Origin of the sequence: Nostoc sp. C052, assembly GCF_013393905.1 — a bacterium.
Lineage (GTDB): Bacteria > Cyanobacteriota > Cyanobacteriia > Cyanobacteriales > Nostocaceae > Nostoc.
Map to the genome: position 1 here is coordinate 4,111,532 of NZ_CP040272.1, position 19,460 is coordinate 4,130,991.

A 19,460-nucleotide genomic window follows, 5' to 3' on the forward strand; every position below is an offset into this window, starting at 1 on the left:
GAAGATATCTTAAATATTTACAAGATACAATCAGACAAAAACAGGATTTTTAGGCAAGAGCGATCGCCATGAATCCAAAATCTCATCTGTGCGATCGCATCAAAGTAAATCTGCTTGACATAGAGTCAAAGTCTTCAGTATAAAACTGTACTAGTATAAGACTTTTGGCAGCGATCGCTAAACTTTATCTTCAGGATTCAGGATGAACGGAGATATCCTTACAAATTATCTCATCTATATTTGTATTAATTAAGTTCTCGATAGTCACAAAGTCATTTTTAATAAAGTGTCGCCAACAATCCTGCACTTTATTCATTAATTCCTCAATATCAGCATCTTCATAATCTCTAGGTTTAAGAACAGATTTCATATAAATAGTTGTCCGTTGTGGTGATAGGGTTCTCCTCTTAAAAGGAGGTCTATTTTTCTGGGATATATCATGTATTTTTTCGCAGATGGATTTATCCTCACTATGATCAATTAGGATTCTTATCATTAACGCTTCAGGATAATTTTCAAATTGTAAACTCAAGGGTAAATTATTCTCTTCCCATTTTTTAGGGATGATGCCTATGTATCCCTTACTCCAAAAATATACAGATATTTCTTTAGAGTCAGTCTCTCGAATTAGTAATTCGTGAATTCTTGTAGCAATTTCTGATTGTAAGTCTGGACGATGCTCAAAAATTAAATCTAGAGCTTGTTTATGCTTAGTGTATATTTTACGGCAGAGTTCAGCGACTTCTGAATCACTCACAATATGTCTCCTAATTAATGTAGAATAATGACCCATCAAGGTGTAAACATCTATACCAATTGTAGATTTATCACTTATGCAAATGCTATCGATTATCTCAGCTATTTTAGAATAGTTATATATTCTCCAATTCTTTTGAGAAGGTGGATCGCCTACTGGTGTTAAATAAATTAAAATTGCTCGGCAATCTTTAAATTCTTGATCAACCGTCCTTTGATATTTTATTAATTTATCTATACCTTCTCCAGCGTCAATTTTATTTTCTATCGCACATACTAGTTTATTGCGGGGAGAGTATATGAGAATATCAATATTTTGCCACTCGCGTCTAACATCAGCATCGGTGAAATCAGCTATGTCTATATCAACGGGACTAACTTTTGTATATTTTTCGTCTTTAGGCTCATACTCTTCTAACAGCACTCGCTTAAGAAATCGCTTGAGGAAAATATCATCAAGTCTATGGTTTTCAGATGGATTTAACAGAAATGCTAAAAAATTTGAATGACGTAATTCTTGACGGACTACACCAATCGCTTCAAAAATATTAAATTGAGCGAGTTTTAATTCCAGTTTTTCTAAATCTTCATTATCAACAATCAAACTTTCCAGCAATGCTCGTTCTGTGGGGGGCATTGTCATTACTACTGAATTTTTTACTGGTACGACAGCTGTATTATTCCCAGAAATGCAGCAAAAGTTACTCTTGTAGATTAAGAAATAGACACTCCAATTGGAAAAGTAAAATAAAACTTGCTACGCAGTCGCTCATGAGGGAAATCCCCAGGCGCTCAGAGACTCGCTAACGCCAATGGATATCAGCAAAATCTAAAATTCAAATAGGAATTAAGAATTAAATAACATACAATTTATGTCTCTAACTTACCTCACCCTCAATCCCTCTCCGATATATTGGCTACGGTGTACACACAAGTCCTAAAAACCTTGTTTGATAAGACTTTTCTCGTTTCTCGTTCCCAGTCTCAGACTGGGAATGCATTCATTGAGTCTCTGACTCAATGTCTGACTGGAGGCAGAGCCTCTAAATCAGGCATTCCCATGCAGAGCTTGTGTTCGAGAGCAACAAGAAAACAATGGAAAATCAAGCTTTTTTTGACTTGTGTGTACACTGTAGCTCAAGGCATCGGGGAGAGGTTGGGGTTGGGTGAAACACTTGTGTAGTAGGCATTTGAGCTTAAAGTTTACACCCACCAATGAGAATTGCTATGCTCCTACACATGGTCTGTATTCTATGCAGTTGAGAACTGCTATCAGCGATCGCTTTAACATTAAGTCTTAATGTTGTAACCTTAAGACTTAATGTTAAAGCTCTAAGGCTTAATGTTGTAACCTTAAGGCTTTATGTTCTAGCTTTAAGGGTTAACGTTATAACTTTAAGGCTTTATGTTATAACCTTAAGGCTTTACGTTGTAATATTGATGACCACAGTTTGTTAGTGGGTGCAATCATCACTACATTGTGATTGTGTATATTGTTGATTTACAGCAACAAAGCTAACTGACAATACTCATAGTCTTATTAGCTCATTAACGCCTCTAGATTTAGGATAAGCTAAACCGAAGCTTTCAACAGATATTATTCATTAGACATCTCCGAAAAAGAACGTAGAGACGTAGCAATGCTACGTCTCTACAAGGGTTCTGGGTAATGCATATTTAATTTCTGGAGATGTCTATTGCGGCTAAAGAAGCCGTTATCAGTTTCTTTTGCTTAAGCGTGATGCCTCACTCATCCACGCTTAAGCAGCGACTAATCTAGCTTTCTATTTACGTACTAGGTTCAACAGTTCTTTCGGAGAAGCCAGCAAGTCAATCGCAACAAAGAAGATTTTGCCTTGGGGATCTAGCAAAAACCGCCATGCAATATTCATCCCCACACTGGCACCGAACCAAGGGGTTTGGACTTTGCCTGTAACTTTAATTTGAGTATAGCCATCTTCCACAGGCTCAGATACACCGCGCTCTGGGATCATCTTCAATCCCTGGCATTCTTCACGCATATAGGCGCGGATTGCGTCTTGACCAACAATCGGTCTTTCAAAGGGAGGTTGCAACGCACCTTCAGAACGAAACAGAGAAACCGCAGCATCAAAGTCATTGGCATTCATGTTGTTGATATAGCCCAACACCGTGCTATTGTCGATGCCCTCGATAGTGACTTTAGTCCGAAATGCTGGTGCAGTCGGAGGAGACACTGGCTCTGAAACTTTTTTGTAACTACCAGGAGCGTTCGGGTCAAATCCCATGCTAATTACGGTATTGCGTAGGATTGTGATTTGTTGACCGGAATCTGCACTGCGAATGGCTTGCAACACATCAGCAGCTTTGGCAGAAAGCTTGTAACCTTCTGGGATTGGAGCAACGATTCCCTGAGCCATCCATTCACCTAACTGATACCAGAAGCCCAATTTAATGTTTACGGTGAAGGATGCATAGGAACGACAGAGAGGAGTGTCAGCACGGTTAGCTAAATCGTACATGACTTGTGTTTGAGCCTCAAAAGGCATCTGCTTAATTTGCTCGAGTAAGCCTTGTGCGAGGATCATGTTAGCTGCTCCAGGAGCAGCAACCGTAATACTTCTACCCATCTCGGTATAGGCAAACCAGAGTAGTGCTAGTTGATCTTCAGCATTAAGCTTAGAGAATGATTCAACAACGGTTGGAACAACGTCAGCAACTAGGGTGCCAGGAAAAATACTTTGAGCCGATTGGATGGTAAAAGACATAGCAGAAATTCCCAAAAGAAAATTACAGTTCTACCGAATGTGAAAAATCAAATGTGCAAAGATAAGGCGTTTAGCTGTTAATCAAGGCACTCAGCAGTTTTTGCATCACTGAACAGCCCATCGTAGACATAGCTCTACTAAAGGCATAGCGATGTTGTTGCCGTTGAGTTTAGATACTCGGCAAAGCATATTGCAGGCTCAACTGCATAGTTAGAAAACCTTGATTAACGATGGTTTAACGCATTGATATTGCTTTTCTATCTTTATGTAAAGAAACATAACAAGTCCGTTACAAATAAGCAATACTTTCTCAGCTATATATTAATAACTTCTATTTATAGATTTGATAAGTTTTACTGAAGTTAAATTAAACGTAATTGGTGCTTTTGTGTGTATTCACTTGTAAAAGCGATCGCTTCTCGTACAAATCCGAAATACCGTACTTACTTTGTACGGCTGTCACTACTTTTACTACCAAGTCAAGTGGTTGCAAAAAATATTTACAATCGTTAATATTAGTTTATACAACGACACAAACAAAGAATAAAAGATGACAAGTAAAGGTTTTACCATTAACGAACGAGGTCAACTTAACAGATTTGCGGTTGAACCTAAGGTTTATGTTGATGAAACCCCACGGATAGGCTTCACCAAATATGCCGAAAAACTCAATGGTCGTTTGGCAATGATTGGCTTTGTCTCACTCATCGCTTTAGAAGTTCTCACCGGACACGGTTTGATTGGATGGCTAACCAGCCTTTAGAGAAGACATTTTGAGATTTATGAATTTTCTTCACTTGACAAATAAAACAATTTAGAGGCAAACTTATGAAAACTGATTTTGATTATCCCAATAAAGATTTGATTGGGGCCGTCGTTTTTAGACCTGATTTCAACAACTTTGAGACTATCAATGCAAATCAAGCCTGGTCATTGTTTTTTACAGCAGGTCAAGACGACAAGGGACTAGGACAAGAAATTGAGTTCGGTAGATTTTTCACTAACCTTTTAATAGCCATTGGAGTAACTGGAATTATTTGGGCGACATACTTCAGCCAATTGGGATGAACCAGTTTGTTCATTACTAGCGTGTTGTAAATTTAACGGAGGTCTTGGATTTGAATACCAGGACTTCTTTGCACTTTTTAATATCTCTAAAAAACTCTGTTTAGCCTTGGAAAAAGTTCGATGTTAATTGGATTTATAAAGCTTCCCAATTTGTCACGGTATTGTGGATACGTGGGCTTAGAAGTAGCACAAATTGTTTCCAAACATCTTGCAGTTCAAAGTAAAACCTATGTAATTCAAAATAGAAGATTATTGATATATCAACTTTTAAAATCTGGATTGGATTCTCATACAGCAGATCGAACTGTCACTGTACTTATATCAAGTCCAGTTTTGCAATTAAACAACAAAAACCAGTGTGCAATTAATTGTATGCGAAATTGACTATATCAATCCTGAATCATTGCTGAGAAACAAGATCCCCGACTTCTCAAAGAAGTCGGGGATCTGCTTGTATATACTAGTACAACACGGCGGAAATAAACCACCCATTCCAAATCAATGAAATGCTTAGGTTGTATTCATTTTTAATTTTTAATTTTTAATTTTTAATTCCGCCTTGCGGTACTAGTCCCCAGTTCAACGCAAAGAACGAATCGCCTCTAGTAGACCTCTAGCTTTATTTAGCGTCTCTTCGTATTCTTTCTCTGGCTCAGAATCAGCTACCAAACCTGCACCGGCTTGCACGCTAACCGTATTATCATGCACTACCATTGTGCGAATGGCGATCGCAGTATTTAATTGTCCTTCAAAATCGTAGTATCCATACACACCTGAATAAACACCCCGGCGACTAGACTCTAATTCGTGAATAATTTCCATCGCCCTAATCTTAGGTGCGCCGCTGACCGTACCTGCTGGGAAGGAAGCTTTTAGTAAATCCCATGCTGTTTTACCAACTGCTAATTTACCCACAACATTGCTGACAATGTGCATCACATGGGAGTAGCGTTCAACTACCATTAATTCATCGACTTTGACGCTACCACTTTGACAAACACGCCCCAAATCATTCCGCCCTAAATCCACAAGCATGACGTGTTCAGCAACTTCCTTGGGGTCTTGGAGTAAATCTTCAGCGAAGGCTGCATCTTCCTTCGTGGTTTTACCCCGTGGACGTGTACCGGCAATTGGCCGTACCGTTGCTATAACTCCACCATCTGAATCTATTTCGGCTTTCACCATCACTTCGGGACTGGAACCGATGATTTGCCAATCTTGGAAGTTAAAGTAAGCCATGTAAGGCGAAGGATTTATCTGACGTAGCGAACGGTAAAGGGCAAAGGGTTCGCCTGTGTATGTTGTTGATAGTCGTTGAGAAATTACTACTTGGAAAATATCGCCTGCTGTAATGTAATCTTTGGCCTTTTGGACGCTAGCACAAAAATCAGGGCGGGTAAAATTGCTCTTATACTCCTCTGTTTCCCTGCTCCCCTGCTCCTCTGCTCCTCTGCTCCCTGGCGGTTTCCATTCAAATTTAGTTTTTTCCGGCGATAAGGGTAGAGATAGCTTTTCGAGCATTTGGGTGATGCGATCGCTCGCTTGTTGATATGCTGCTTGTAAATCTACATTCTCTTCACGTAAATCAGCATAAGCGATCGCCCAAATTTTCCGTTTCACCTGGTCAAAAATCAGTAGGTGGTCTACCTGCATCCACAACCCATCAGGGATATTTCGCTCATCTGGTGGATGAATGGGCACACGCGGTTCAATCCAGTTAATCAATTCATAGCCCCAAAACCCAAACAAACCGCCAATTCCTGGCGGTAGCTGTGGTAATTTCACTGGGTGATAAGGTGCTAAACATTCGGCTAAAGCGGTAAAAGGGTCGCCTGCAAAAACCACCTGTGAACCGTCGCGGTTTTTCTGAGTCGTGCGATCGCCCCTGGCTTCCAAAACCCACACCGGATCGCAACCCACCAAGCTATAGCGTCCCAGTTTTTCTCCGCCTTCTATGGATTCCAACAAAAAGCTATAGGGCTGACCTGCACAGACTTTATACCAAGCGGATACGGGCGTATCTAAATCCGCTACCCATTCTTGATATACCGGGACGAAGTTGCCTTGTAGAGCTAACTGAGAAAATTCGGAGAAATCGGGGAATACCATAAATTGCTAGGGGATTGGGGATTGGGGATTGGGGATTGGGGATTGAAAAGAGGCAGAGGGGCGGAATGCAGGGGGCAGATGGGAAGACTTTTCTCCCTTACTCCCTGCTCCCTGCTCCCTTACTTCTTCCCCAGTCCCCAATGCCTAGTCCCTATGCGTCGTGGGTAGCTTTACCACTGAACTTGAGTTGTGCTGGATTGGGGTTTTGCCCAATGCTGCGTGGTACATAACGCACTTTTTCACGACCTGCATTCACCTTTTCAGGGAAGACACCATCGGCTGGGTGAATTAAAGTAGTTTCTCCGCTGGGCAAAATCCGGTAAATTTTGTAGTCTGTGATTTTGAGTTTGCGGAGTTGACCACCTAAAGCGATGCCTTGTTCTTTGCGGGCTAAATACAACAGGTTTTCGCCTTTCCGAGCAGTAGCAGCACCACCTGTAGGTAATTCAAATACTTGCTCTTTCGGGCTAGTCCAAGTGATAGCGTACTTTTCTTCCACTTCCGCTTTTCTGAGCAAGCCACCAGTGCTGCCAGCAAATAGCGGGATTTGTCCAGAGAGTTTTTCTGTCATAGAGTCTGATTCTCTCAACGTTTTTAGGGAATCCTAACACCGCAACCACGATCATATTGCGATCGCGTTATAGACTGTAACAGTTTTTAGTCTTTTAGTCATTGGTCATTGGTCATTAGTCATTAGTCTTTTGTTAAAAACCAATCCCCAGTCCCCAGGAAGAGGCAGAGGGGCAGGGTGCGGGGGGCAAAGGAGAAAACTCAAACTCTTCTCCCTTGCTCCCTGCTCCCTTGCTTCTTCCCAACCCCCAATCCCCAATCCCTATCTACTCTTAACTTTTGTCCGCTTTTCCTCTTGGCTATTCTGAACAATCGGGATGGTGAAGTGAAACTGACTACCCTGGTCTTTGCCAGTTGACTCTGCCCAAATTTCCCCACCCCAGCCATTAACAATTTGACGGCAAATTGCTAAACCAAGTCCAGTGCCGCCAGTGGTGCGACGCAGTGCTCCCTCTTCTTGATAAAAGCGGTCAAAAACTATTTCTAAACGATTCGGTTCAATGCCGCGCCCAGTGTCAGCTACAGTTACCTCGACCATTTGACGGTTGTTGTAAATCGCTTTAATGGTGATTTCTCCTTGGGGTGGTGTAAATTTACAAGCATTGTCCATCAGTTTTGCCAGTACTTCTACTAGCCAATCACCATCAGCTCTAACCAGAGGTAGGTTTTCGGCAATTTGAGTTTTGATTTGGGGCGGCTTTTCCGTTGAGGAACGCGTGCGATTTCGGCTGAGTGATAAATCTATACACTCTTGTAAGCTGAGTGATTCTGGATGCCATTGCACTCGACCGCTTTCCAGGTTAGAAAGTGTGAGGAAATCTTGTACCAGTTTTCGCATCCGCTCGGAGTCGGAAAGAGCAGTGTTGAGCATGATCTGCTGCAACTCCAAGGGCATATCCGGCTCACTGGCGAGACTTTCTAGGCAAACTTGAATTGTAGATAGGGGGGTACGCAGTTCATGCCCAGTGATAGCTATAAGGTTGCTGCGGGTGCGGTCTAGGGCTTCTAGCTGCTGGTTAAGTTCTTCTAGGTTAGCGTAAGCTTCCGCTTGAATGAGAGCGGCTCCTACTTGGGTGGCGATCGCTTCTACCAAATCCAATTCCCCTGGTTGGCACTCGTGCGGTGGCATTCGGCAATAGTGTAACTCCACAATGCCCAATAATCGCCCTTGATAAAATACTGGTTCCATCAACCAAGAACGAATGGCAAACTTTTTGGCAATCATGGAAAGTCCTGGCGAATTGATAACGCGAGGATCGCTCAACGTATCGCTCACACAAACGCCTTCACCAAGTTCTACTATGTCTCGAAATAGGGAATTTTTCTCTAACTCCCAGGTTTGCCCACAAACAGATAAAGTACCAGGCGTCAAAAACTCGTGTTCAATTATGGCTTGACTATCTGCGGCTTGAGCGCGATAAATTAAACAGCGACAAGCTTCTAGGTGTTGCCCTAATTCTTGTGCCGCCACCTGGAGAACTTCGTGAGGATCGAGCGATCGCCGAATGGCAGTACTAATTGAGTTGACTAATCGCTCTTTTCGTGCTTGGGCAGCAATGGAACGATAGGCTTTGTGCAGTTTGTACTGACTCGCTTGCAAATAAGTTACTAAGCGCTGCACAAACGGGTCTGTATCAATGTCACAGGCATATTCATTGACCTGTTCTGCTCCAGAGTAGTTTCGTGGCTGCCCGATGCCAAACCTCTGACGTGCCTCCTCAATTTTACTTACTAGTTCTGGTCTGTAAACCAAAATCCTGTCTAAAAGCAATTCGGCGGCTTTCAGGCTAGCTCCCCTTTCCGATGTCCAAATTCCCTCAAATCTTCGCGCTGTGTCGATATCCAGATTAGGGCTTAGTTCTGGGAGTTGCTTCTTTTTAGCAGTAGAACCAAGGTTTTCCCGACAAACCAGACAAGTAGCGTAATTGTCAGCAATCACTACCAAATGCCACTCGTGACTTAAGCCATCCGTTGGCTCAAAAGCCACTTTTTCGTAGTGTTCCGAACTGTTGGTGAAATCCGTTTCTGGAGCAGATAATACGTATATTTGATTACTCCGCAAGGCAAGTCGCTGGTAGCGATGAGCTTCTTGGCGGTAGAATCGCTCTCGCTGAAAACTAGCAATTACAAGGGGTTGGGCTAAAGTCCCAGCCAAAACTTGATCTTCCATCGCGTGGGAGAGCGCCGTTAATGAAGCCTTAAAATATAGCTGGGGCCGCAAGTAGGGTAGGGACTTTAGCAGATCACTCAGCACAGAAGTCGAAATGCTCATGAATTATTGTTAAACGCTCAACCTCGATCAGATCCACGTCACAGCTGCATTGTACAAATTCCAAGGGACTCTCAAGTTAAATAGACAGTTGCAATATGTAAAGAACGCTAAAAAAGCGCTTTTCGCCAAAACAGTCGCAACACTTCGTTACCAACTAGGAGGAGTACACACAACTTAATTGGTTGATTGAGAATCTACTAGTCTGTCAAGGAGTCAGGAGGCAGAAGGGGGAGCCACCCACAAGGGGTGGGGCTTGAACCTTCCCCCAAAAATGTTAATCGCCCACAAGGGGTGGGGCTTGAAACCCTCTTGGCTTCGTCAAATTCATTTTGACGGTTAGAGAGACGCGATAAATCGCCGTCTCTACCGGGGATTTATCCATCAATTATTTATTGAAAGACTACTACTACGCCCAATATACATTCTTGACCAACTTTGCTATGTGCCTGCATAGGCAAAATCTTTCAGGAGCTATGATACTAAAATACTAATTATTGTATGGTTTTAAGGATAATTAATTGCATAGCCCACGACTAAGACGGGAAATTAGGGAGTGAGGAGTAGTATATGGCAATTATCGCTTGAGTAGAGGTACAAGAACCCCCATCCCCACAAACGAGGCTACGGTGTACACACAAATCAAATTACCCCCTCAATCCCCCCGATGCATTGGGGGGAAGCCGGAAATCCAGTTCCCTCCCCAATACATACGGGGAGGGTTAGAGTGGGGTAAAAACCAGATTCGTAAACTACTCCAGACTTGTGTGTACACCGTAGCGCAAACGAGGAGAGGGCTATGATGTACTTTATATGATTAGAAAACGCTATAGTTCAATTACTTGAAAAAGGCTGTAAAAGCAGGGTGAGAATAACTGACCGGACTTTCGTACCTTGTGTCTCTCCAGGATACGCTGTTATTTGTTTGCACTGTGTATCTCGACACAAATCTTTCTTTTTTCGATCTAAATAAATTTAGTCGCTCTGTCTCAAAGCAAGAGGGTATTTCGTATTTCTTCTTTCCCCTCTGACTTGAAAGAGTCATTTACTATTTGTCTCTCTTATCCCTCTTATCCCTCTTGTCCCTCTTTCATGCAAGGCTTTAGAAACTTGTTTCATTGGGACTGCCCCTCTGCCTTTTGCTTAAGAGACTTCTACTCAAAAATAGACCCATACACGGAACTTTGACTAATGACACCGGATACACTCATAACCCCGGAAAAAATTTTCCTGGATGGAAAAACTTTTATTCCTGCTGAACAATTACCTATCCCGGAGTGGCCTTGTGTTGTGGCTGAAAGATCGCAACCGACACTGACGGTTAAAGATGATGATTTATTTTTTGTCACAGATACTATCGGGAATATTTCTGGCTGTTCCCTCAACGATGGCAATCCTAGTATGGGACTGTTTTGTTGTGATACGAGATTTCTCAATCGCTTGGAGTTGCAAATTGAAGGGCGATCGCCTGTACTTCTAAGTAGTACTGCTGAGAAAGGTTTTTTACTCTCAGTTTTGTGTACTACACCCAGAATCGACGATCGCCTAAAAGCCGAGACTATCGGAATTCGCCGAGAAATCGTTCTGAATGGCGCACTATTTGAAGAAATAGAAGTATCTAACTACAGCACAACCACTGTCAGTTTTGAACTAAGCATCAGCTTTGATGCAGATTTTGTTGATTTATTTGAAGTCCGGGGCTATGACAGAGAAAAACGAGGCCGGCTTTTACGCCTAGTAGAACCAACGACTGAGGAAGGAACATTTTCTCAGGTCGATGGCGTTTTACCAATACCCAAAGAGCCATCCGCCTCTAGGGAAGAATCCTTAACACTCGCCTATCAAGGTCTGGATGGCTCGGTGATGGAATCCCGGATTCTATTCCAGCATCGGCAACCAGACTATTTCAAGGGTTATACTGCGGTTTGGCAGCTAGAGTTGGCTTCTCACGAAACTCAAAAGCTGGGCTACCGCGTGAATATGTTGAAAAATAATCAGTCCAGTTCAACCGTCAGCGCCGCCACTACTTTAGGACAGGCGAAAGCTGCTGAGTTGATGGAGGAGCAAAACTGGGTACAACAAATTACGCGCATTAGCTCAGATAAAAGCACCTTCAATCGAGTAATTGAGCGGGCTGAACAAGATATGTATTTGTTGCGCCAATCTTTTGGGAAGCATAAGACTGTTTCCGCCGGAGTGCCGTGGTTTTCGACACTATTTGGTCGAGATTCGCTGGTTACAGCTTCTCAAACTCTGATGTTAAACTCGGAAATTGCCAAGGAAACCCTGATATTGCTGGCGACATACCAAGGTAAAATCGATGACGAATGGCGCGAAGAAGAACCGGGTAAGATTTTGCACGAGTTACGTTTGGGAGAAATGGCTCGTTGTCAAGAAATTCCCCATACGCCCTACTACGGTACAGTTGATGCGACTCCCCTGTGGCTGATGCTCTACGCCGAACATTACGCTTGGACTCACGATCAAGAACTTCTAGAGCAACTTTGGCCTAATGCTCTCGCCGCAATGGAGTGGATCGATCGCAATAGCAAAGAAACCAGCTACCTCAGTTACTTCCGTAAATCCAAACGCGGTCTTGTTAACCAAGGTTGGAAAGATTCTGGCGACTGTATTGTAGACCACAAGGGAGAATTAGCCAATGGGCCAATTTCCCTTTCTGAGGTGCAAGCTTACGTCTATGCGGCAAAAATGCGCCTAGCAGAAATAGCTAGGATGAAGAAGCGGCTTGATTTAGCAGATCGTTGGCAAGAAGAGGCCAGAAATCTTAAGGTTCGTTTTAATCGAGATTTTTGGGTGGAAAACCAGGATTTCTGCGCTCTGGCTTTGGATGGAGATGGCAAGCCAGTAGATAGTATTACCTCAAACCCTGGTCATTGTCTACATTTGGGACTCTTCACGCACGAGAAAGCTCATAGTGTAGCAGAACGGTTGCGGGCACCAGATATGTTTAATGGTTGGGGAATTCGGACTCTGAGTAGTTTGTCACCCGCTTACAATCCAATGGGTTATCACACTGGTTCGGTTTGGCCCCATGATAACGCTCTGATTGCAATGGGATTGCGATCGCTCGGTCTAATCGATCAAGCCTTAGAAATATTCCAAGGTTTATTCGATATGACTGAGCAACAACCCTACCAACGTCCTCCAGAACTCTTCTGCGGCTACGAACGGAACGGTGATAATACCCCTGTGCAGTATCCAGTTGCCTGCACTCCCCAAGCTTGGGCTACTGGTAGTATTTTCCAACTACTGCAAATGATGGTTAACTTGGTACCTGATGCTCAAAATAACTGCTTGCGAATCATCGACCCCGCTTTGCCAGAATCGATTAATCGCCTGTCATTTCATAATTTACGAGTCGGCCCCACCATCCTCGATTTGGAATTCGAGCGTTCTGGGACTACGACTGCTTGTCGCGTTGCGAAAAAACGGGGCAATTTACGGGTAGTTATTGAAGCTTAGTACAGCTTTGCGTAAAATCGTGGCGAATTGAGGGTTGAAATTTAAACGCAGAGACACGCAGAGAATTCGCTATGAATTAATGAGAATTGTACTTAGAAAGGGAGTCGGGAGTAGGGAATTAATTTCCTACTCCCTATTTTATGATTGGTGAGTAGGTGTAGCCTCTCGTAGACATCGCTCGGTGGCATAATGTGAAAATTGAGCCGCCGCAGATAACTTTTGCATCAACTCCAGGGGTTTGCTTCAATCCGTTTCAACCGAATTGTTAGCCTGCAACATTACTCTGGCATTTCCCACATGAAATCAACTCCGTAAAAACAACCGAGGTAGAGCAGCATACCTCTGGTTTCTTCAGCAGCTATTCTGTAGTACTCTGAAATACACTGAAATATATGCCAATAATCATCTACTTCCTCATCCCATAATGTTCTGTAAACATCTGGATTCAGCACACAAGCTTCTTCGTATCTCTTAGTAAACTCTTTTTCTGAAATTTGAAGGAGCGCTTCAGAGATTTGCTGAGTTTCTGAGGGAACAAGATATTTTACAGGGCCGAAATCTTTAAAACTATCTTTTGTTCCTTCAATTGAGGTTGTGCCCATCACCGCATTGATTAGCAATCGGTTGTTTTCCTTTTTTCGGGCAACAATAAAAGGTATCTGACATTCTTCCCACGAAGATATATCCTCAGTTAGCAAGTAGTGGATTGCGTGCCAATATGAATCAATCTCTAGTCTTCCAATTCTCCATTGCTCCTCAGCAATAAGAGCATCCTGGTTATGATTAATTCCTTTTTTTTTAAGTAGTTTTTTTGAGTAGGCAGGCAGATGTTGAACTGCTCCGGTTTCTAAAGCTTCTTTTGCATGAAGATACAAGTCTAATACATACAAATCTTGTTTCGCTATCTCTAAGAGAGGTGCGGGTATTTGTTTGAAGTTTCCCTCTATTCCCATACCTTATCTGCTCCAGGATATTTCGTATCTCTGTTCAAATGAAATGTTATACAGTTATAATTCAGGACTACATCATGGTGTGTACCAGAAACTAACTTTTCAGCCTAGCGATGCGATCGCCTCAAATTTTATGATGCTAATAAATTTATCGTAAAAAAAATAAGGATGTAAACACAATAATGATTTACACCCAAATTACTAACAGACGTGATTAATCACGTCTCTACTTTTATACTTCTTCTGAATTGTCTCTTTTATGTCCTGGGGATGCTTCATAAAGCGCATCGAGATGTTGACGCGCATCTTCAACGTTAATTGAACGCATTACCAAAAGTGGCTCTTTTATTAAGTTTCCGGCGCTATCTAATAACTCTGGGTGGGGTACAAACTGTTTCTTTGATGAATAATAACCATAGTTACCTTGATTATTCATTGGTGAGGAATTCGTCGGGTAAGTTCGCTCCCGATCAAAACTGAACATAATCAAGTTACGAATTAAGTTGCCAACAGCTATAAATGCAAGGATTGTAAAAGCAAGAATGTAAAGGAGATGTAACATTAGATTTTCCTCCAGGACAGGAATTTTTTAAACTTTATTTTGTAACACTTCGTTTCGCCGATACTGTGAATCACAGTTAAGACGAGTATTTTACGCACTTTTTGCGCGCTTACATCTATATGAAGCTATTTGTCAACCGTTATTCTACTTACGGTAGCATAGTATACATTATCTTGTTAATCCAAATAATGTTAAGAAATTGTTAAGATTTTTTTACTATCTCTTTGACGACTGATTTACCGTCTTATGTAGACGCTTTCTCGGTTCGTCATTAGATATTGGTAAGTAATCTGCCAAAATCTAGCAGATGCTCATAGGTGCTGCTTAGACTTCACGTCCTTGACGAAAGCGCATTGCAACATTCCAGCATTCTGTTACTAATTGATGCCAAGGCATTAATGTTGCCATCTCAATCCCGACTTGTTTATCAGTTGCATTAAACAGCATCTTCGCCGTATTTAGTTCATCCTGCGCTTGCTTAACCCGCAAGAGCAAGTCAGATTGCTCTTGGTGACTCATAAATGATAGTTGCTCAGTTTCGAGTAAATGGCGCGATCGCGTAAACCAATGCTGAAAATCTTCTAGCAGGGGTTCTAAAACCGTTTTCAGCAACTCTGTCCCTGGTACATTTGAGTCTGACATAAATGAGAGGAATATTTCAAACTTGCTTACTAATATTAACGTTATTTACGTTTCTTAACACTTTTCGGCTTTTTCTCATAATTTTAAGATGTAAAAATATGTAACAAAGAACACAGATTTTATTATATAGTCTTGATATCTGGTTTGTACAGTGCCTTTGGAGAGGCATCTATAAGTATATATGCCATCAAGTTGCAATTCATTAAGATAAATTAGCGATGTCTACGACGGGCTACGCCTACGCGTGCAATCCTGAATTGTGACACTCAGGTAACAAATCAAAAATTTATCTTTATCCCCGATCACAAATTAAGTCAGTAGTTAGAAGATAAAGCTGAACTGCCAAAAACCAAAGTCGCTATAGTTGAATAAGCCTACAGATTCAGATAAATCACCTTTTGTAATCACTTCGCCAATGGTTCAGCAGCCAATGTCGCCAAATTCATCAAATCAGTCACAACAGTCAGAACAAGTTGAAAAAATCTATTTACCGCGCACTAGCGAATCGGAGAACTTAAAAAAGATTCGCCACACTGCTTCCCATGTAATGGCAATGGCAGTACAAAAGCTGTTTCCCAAGGCACAAGTTACGATCGGCCCTTGGATTGAAAATGGTTTTTACTATGACTTCGACAATCCAGAACCATTTAGCGAAAACGATCTCAAAGCCATCAAGAAAGAAATGGCGAAGATTATTAATCGTAAATTGCCAGTAATTCGGGAAGAAGTCAGCCGAGAAGAAGCCCAACGCCGGATTCAGGAAATTAAGGAACCTTACAAGCTAGAAATTCTGGCAGATATCAAAAACGAACCAATCACAATTTACCACCTGGGGAATGAATGGTGGGATTTGTGCGCGGGGCCTCATCTGGAAAATATCAGTGAATTAAACCCGAAAGCAATTGAACTAGAAAGCGTTGCTGGCGCTTATTGGCGTGGGGATGAAACTAAAGCCCAACTACAACGCATCTATGCCACCGCTTGGGAAAACCCAGAACAACTCGCTGAATATAAGCGACGCAAAGAAGAAGCGCTGCGACGAGATCACCGAAAACTGGGTAAGGAACTGGGATTATTTATATTTTCCGATCTAGTAGGGCCGGGTTTACCTTTGTGGACACCCAAAGGCACTCTATTGCGGAGTACTTTAGAAGACTTCCTCAAGCAAGAACAGATAAAACGGGGTTATTTACCTGTAGTAACGCCTCACATTGCCAGAGTAGATTTATTTAAAACCTCTGGGCATTGGCAGAAATATAAAGAAGATATGTTCCCTTTAATGGCAGATAATCAAGAAGATGCTGCACAGGAACAGGGCTTCGTCATGAAGCCGATGAACTGCCCTTTTCACATCCAAATATATAAGAGTGAGTTACGCTCTTATCGGGAATTACCGATGCGCTTGGCGGAATTTGGTACTGTTTACCGCTACGAACAATCAGGGGAATTGGGCGGTTTAACAAGGGTGCGCGGTTTTACAGTGGATGATTCTCACCTGTTCGTCACCCCAGAACAGCTAGATAGTGAATTCCTCAGTGTGGTGGATTTGATTTTGTCGGTGTTCAATAGTCTGCAACTGAAGAAGTTTAAAGCTAGACTCAGTTTCCGCGATCCTGCTAGTGATAAGTACATCGGTTCTGATGAAGTTTGGGACAAAGCTGAAGGGGCAATTCGCCGTGCAGTTGAAACCTTGGGGATGGAACACTTTGAAGGTATTGGAGAAGCGGCTTTTTATGGGCCGAAACTTGACTTTATCTTTAGTGATGCCCTAGATCGGGAGTGGCAATTAGGAACTGTACAAGTAGATTACAATTTGCCAGAACGCTTTGAGTTGGAGTATGTTGCCGAAGATGGTGTTCGCAAACGCCCTGTGATGATTCACCGTGCGCCTTTTGGTTCGCTGGAAAGGTTGATTGGCATCTTAATTGAAGAATATGCAGGTGATTTTCCTTTGTGGTTAGCGCCAGTGCAAGCTAGATTACTGCCGGTGGGTGATACACAGCTAGACTTTGCGAAAGATGTGGTAGCGAAGATGAGAGCGTTGGGCATCCGTGCAGAAGTCGATACCAGTGGCGATCGCTTGGGTAAACAAATTCGCAATGCAGAGAAAGAAAAAATACCCGTGATGGCTGTGGTGGGAGCTAAGGAAGTGGAAACCAACACCTTGAGTATTCGTACCCGCGCCTCTGGGGAATTAGGAGTTATAGCTGTAGATGAGGTTGTAGAAAAGATGAAGGATGCGATCGCTAAGTTCGAGAATTTCTAAAATCTAACCGCAGACGCACACTAATTATATTGGTGTGCGTTTTGTCTAGTAGATTAGATTATTGGCTAGCTGGTAGGTTTTGGCAAAGGTGCGATTGCAAGGCATTTAATATCAAAGGCTCATTAATGGAGTTCAAATACTCATTTTAATTTTAACTTTTCATGGGATTTGGAAGGTAAGAAAGTATCACAGACAACAAAAGTTTTCTCAATCACCGCACCCAAGAAAACTTTCTGATTTATTCAAGACTGATAGGATAGATTTAAAGACTTGTGGAATCTGCTCTTCCTAAACAGACTGGACTTGCATAAATTACCGTCAATAATTTTTGACTCACATCATGAACCGCTTTACCTCTATTTTGCTCGCCGGCTTGATAGCATCTGCTTCAGCCTTGGCTATTTCTCCAAAAGCTGATGCTAAGACACCAGTATCTTATCTTGCTGAGTTAGATAACTACGGCTATCAACGCAACGATGATAGTAACTACGAACGTCATAGTCGTCACTACAGAAATGGTGACTATGACCGCCAGAACGACCTTCGCAACATTCGTGACGACAATAACCGCCGTTATGACCGCGATAATAATAGCCGTTATGACCGCGATAATCATCGCCGTTATGACCGTGATGATAATCGCCGCTATGACCGTGATAATAATAGCCGCTATGACCGTGATAATCATCGCCGATATGACCGCGATAATCATCGCCGATATGACCGCAATAACGATCGCCGTTATGACCGCGATAATAACCTTCGCAACATTGATGACAACAACCGTCGCTATGAACGCGATCGCGACTGGGGTCGTGGTTAATCCCTATTCCTTATCTATTTAGCCTTAGCTTTTCTATATGACCTGGGCTTAGGCAAAAAGACACTGAAAATATGATATTTCGTAGGGGCAATGCATGAATTGCCCCTACATTTCTTTAGAATAATTATTGATTTTTGAGTAATACAGTAAATATACTACCATCAGGATGATTATCTTCGATAGTAATTCTACCGGAATGTGCCTCGATCGCCATTTTACAGAAGGCCAATCCTAAACCAATTTGCGAAACTTCTGGCATCAGAGTTCCAATTTCATACTTTTCAAAAATGATTTGTCGTAAGTCTTGACTTACTCCCGAACCAGAATCAGCGACTTGCACTTTAGCGCCTCCTGCTGCCAAATACTCTGCCCGTAGGGTGACTTGAGACTTAGATGGGGAGAATTTAATGGCATTGGAGAGCAAATTATCCAGTACTCGACGAAAGATAACCGCATCTACTGCAACAATGCCACCAAGTTCGGGTAAGTCACTAATAAGGGTCAAGTTCTTTTGAGCAGCGATCGCCTCAATATCTGCTATAGCTGACATACACAGGGCACAAAGGTCTACTTCTGTGTAGTTGAGAAGCATTTTTCCAGATTCTAGCTTTGCCATGATCAGCAAGCTATCAATTAACGATTGTAGCTGTTGTCCGGCAAGTAAAATTTGATCGATTTTTCCTTCCTGCTGTTTAGGTGACAAACCTGGAAACCGCAGAATCTCTGCGCCTAAGACAATACTGGTAAGTGGATTTCGCAAATCGTGTACAATCATGTTTACCATGTCTTCTCGCAGTTTGAGCAATACCTGCATACTTTCGTATTGCTGTTTAATCCGCAACATAGAATGAACTCTAGCTCGTAATTCCACGCCATTGACGGGTTTACTAATAAAGTCATCTGCACCGGTTGCCAGACATCGAGCCAAATCTTCTTTATCGGTTAATGCCGTCACCATGATGATCGGTACTGCTTGCCATTTTGGATCGGCTTTAATGCGCCGGCAGACTTCCATCCCATCGAGATCGGGCATCATCACATCTAATAAAATCAGATCGGGCTGAAAACTATCGAGACGATTTAGAGCTTGTTGACCACTAGGAGCGTAGTATAGCTGGTAGTTTTCACCATCCAGCAAGGTTTCAACAACATCAAAGTTATCGGGTTCATCATCGATTACTAAAATAGAGGGTTGACTATCCATTAAGAATTTCC

Annotated in this window: 14 protein-coding genes; 5 read left to right on the forward strand and 9 right to left on the reverse strand. The window is 42.3% G+C overall.

The annotated features are described in order from the left end of the window. Positions 1-190: 190 nt before the first annotated feature. Positions 191-1,393 (reverse strand): PD-(D/E)XK nuclease family protein, encoded by a 1,203-nt coding sequence (locus FD723_RS16730; RefSeq protein ID WP_179066327.1) that lies wholly within the window; start codon positions 1,391-1,393, stop codon positions 191-193. Between the two features lie 1,147 nt (positions 1,394-2,540). Continuing rightward, the gene (locus tag FD723_RS16735; protein WP_179066328.1) at positions 2,541-3,503 is read right to left on the reverse strand and encodes an orange carotenoid protein N-terminal domain-containing protein; all 963 of its coding nucleotides are present in this window, start codon (positions 3,501-3,503) and stop codon (positions 2,541-2,543) included. Between the two features lie 550 nt (positions 3,504-4,053). On the opposite strand from FD723_RS16735, the gene FD723_RS16740 reads away from it, so the two are divergent. Then, positions 4,054-4,266: a chlorophyll a/b-binding protein gene (locus tag FD723_RS16740; RefSeq protein WP_179066329.1), complete on the forward strand. Its 213-nt coding sequence runs from the start codon at positions 4,054-4,056 to the stop codon at positions 4,264-4,266. Between the two features lie 65 nt (positions 4,267-4,331). Then, entirely contained in the window at positions 4,332-4,571 is a 240-nt protein-coding gene (locus FD723_RS16745; protein ID WP_179066330.1) for a hypothetical protein, read from the forward strand. Between the two features lie 579 nt (positions 4,572-5,150). Here FD723_RS16745 and trpE read toward each other — a convergent pair. From trpE to FD723_RS16760, 3 genes are all read right to left on the reverse strand, one after another. Further along, the gene (gene trpE, locus FD723_RS16750) at positions 5,151-6,680 is read right to left on the reverse strand and encodes an anthranilate synthase component I (protein WP_179066331.1); all 1,530 of its coding nucleotides are present in this window, start codon (positions 6,678-6,680) and stop codon (positions 5,151-5,153) included. Positions 6,681-6,831: 151 nt separating this feature from the next. Then, complete coding sequence (locus tag FD723_RS16755; protein ID WP_179066332.1) at positions 6,832-7,251, reverse strand: photosystem I reaction center subunit II PsaD; 420 nt, start codon at positions 7,249-7,251, stop codon at positions 6,832-6,834. 261 nt (positions 7,252-7,512) lie between these two features. Further along, positions 7,513-9,522 carry a DICT sensory domain-containing protein gene (locus tag FD723_RS16760; protein WP_179066333.1) on the reverse strand — a complete coding sequence of 670 codons (2,010 nt, stop codon included), beginning with the start codon at positions 9,520-9,522 and terminating at the stop codon, positions 7,513-7,515. A 1,188-nt stretch (positions 9,523-10,710) separates the two neighbouring features. On the opposite strand from FD723_RS16760, the gene FD723_RS16765 reads away from it, so the two are divergent. Continuing rightward, on the forward strand, positions 10,711-13,002 hold the full coding sequence (locus FD723_RS16765) for an amylo-alpha-1,6-glucosidase (RefSeq protein WP_179066334.1): 2,292 nt from the start codon (positions 10,711-10,713) through the stop codon (positions 13,000-13,002). A gap of 278 nt (positions 13,003-13,280) precedes the next feature. On the opposite strand, the gene FD723_RS16770 is transcribed toward FD723_RS16765, so the two are convergent. From FD723_RS16770 to FD723_RS16780, 3 genes are all read right to left on the reverse strand, one after another. Next, on the reverse strand, positions 13,281-13,955 hold the full coding sequence (locus tag FD723_RS16770; RefSeq protein ID WP_179066335.1) for a DUF1877 family protein: 675 nt from the start codon (positions 13,953-13,955) through the stop codon (positions 13,281-13,283). Positions 13,956-14,184: 229 nt separating this feature from the next. Beyond that, on the reverse strand, positions 14,185-14,514 hold the full coding sequence (locus FD723_RS16775) for a DUF2973 domain-containing protein (protein ID WP_179066336.1): 330 nt from the start codon (positions 14,512-14,514) through the stop codon (positions 14,185-14,187). A 324-nt stretch (positions 14,515-14,838) separates the two neighbouring features. Continuing rightward, entirely contained in the window at positions 14,839-15,156 is a 318-nt protein-coding gene (locus tag FD723_RS16780; RefSeq protein ID WP_179066337.1) for a DUF2605 domain-containing protein, read from the reverse strand. A 415-nt stretch (positions 15,157-15,571) separates the two neighbouring features. Here FD723_RS16780 and thrS point away from each other — a divergent pair, with 415 nt between their 5' ends. Together thrS and FD723_RS16790 are read left to right on the forward strand one after the other, a co-directional pair. Next, positions 15,572-17,422: a threonine--tRNA ligase gene (gene thrS / locus FD723_RS16785; protein ID WP_179066338.1), complete on the forward strand. Its 1,851-nt coding sequence runs from the start codon at positions 15,572-15,574 to the stop codon at positions 17,420-17,422. Positions 17,423-17,762: 340 nt separating this feature from the next. Then, positions 17,763-18,245, forward strand: coding sequence for a hypothetical protein (locus tag FD723_RS16790; protein ID WP_256874841.1), 483 nt, complete (start codon positions 17,763-17,765; stop codon positions 18,243-18,245). 124 nt (positions 18,246-18,369) lie between these two features. On the opposite strand, the gene FD723_RS16795 is transcribed toward FD723_RS16790, so the two are convergent. Further along, the gene (locus FD723_RS16795; protein ID WP_179066339.1) at positions 18,370-19,449 is read right to left on the reverse strand and encodes a hybrid sensor histidine kinase/response regulator; all 1,080 of its coding nucleotides are present in this window, start codon (positions 19,447-19,449) and stop codon (positions 18,370-18,372) included. Positions 19,450-19,460: the final 11 nt, after the last annotated feature.

Coding starts and splice junctions, on each gene's coding strand:
- FD723_RS16730 (WP_179066327.1), bottom strand. CDS start 1,393: ATGCCCCCCACAGAACGAGCATTGCTGGAAAGTTTGATTGTTGATAAT.
- FD723_RS16735 (WP_179066328.1), bottom strand. CDS start 3,503: ATGTCTTTTACCATCCAATCGGCTCAAAGTATTTTTCCTGGCACCCTA.
- FD723_RS16740 (WP_179066329.1), top strand. CDS start 4,054: ATGACAAGTAAAGGTTTTACCATTAACGAACGAGGTCAACTTAACAGA.
- FD723_RS16745 (WP_179066330.1), top strand. CDS start 4,332: ATGAAAACTGATTTTGATTATCCCAATAAAGATTTGATTGGGGCCGTC.
- trpE (WP_179066331.1), bottom strand. CDS start 6,680: ATGGTATTCCCCGATTTCTCCGAATTTTCTCAGTTAGCTCTACAAGGC.
- FD723_RS16755 (WP_179066332.1), bottom strand. CDS start 7,251: ATGACAGAAAAACTCTCTGGACAAATCCCGCTATTTGCTGGCAGCACT.
- FD723_RS16760 (WP_179066333.1), bottom strand. CDS start 9,522: ATGAGCATTTCGACTTCTGTGCTGAGTGATCTGCTAAAGTCCCTACCC.
- FD723_RS16765 (WP_179066334.1), top strand. CDS start 10,711: ATGACACCGGATACACTCATAACCCCGGAAAAAATTTTCCTGGATGGA.
- FD723_RS16770 (WP_179066335.1), bottom strand. CDS start 13,955: ATGGGAATAGAGGGAAACTTCAAACAAATACCCGCACCTCTCTTAGAG.
- FD723_RS16775 (WP_179066336.1), bottom strand. CDS start 14,514: ATGTTACATCTCCTTTACATTCTTGCTTTTACAATCCTTGCATTTATA.
- FD723_RS16780 (WP_179066337.1), bottom strand. CDS start 15,156: ATGTCAGACTCAAATGTACCAGGGACAGAGTTGCTGAAAACGGTTTTA.
- thrS (WP_179066338.1), top strand. CDS start 15,572: ATGGTTCAGCAGCCAATGTCGCCAAATTCATCAAATCAGTCACAACAG.
- FD723_RS16790 (WP_256874841.1), top strand. CDS start 17,763: ATGAACCGCTTTACCTCTATTTTGCTCGCCGGCTTGATAGCATCTGCT.
- FD723_RS16795 (WP_179066339.1), bottom strand. CDS start 19,449: ATGGATAGTCAACCCTCTATTTTAGTAATCGATGATGAACCCGATAAC.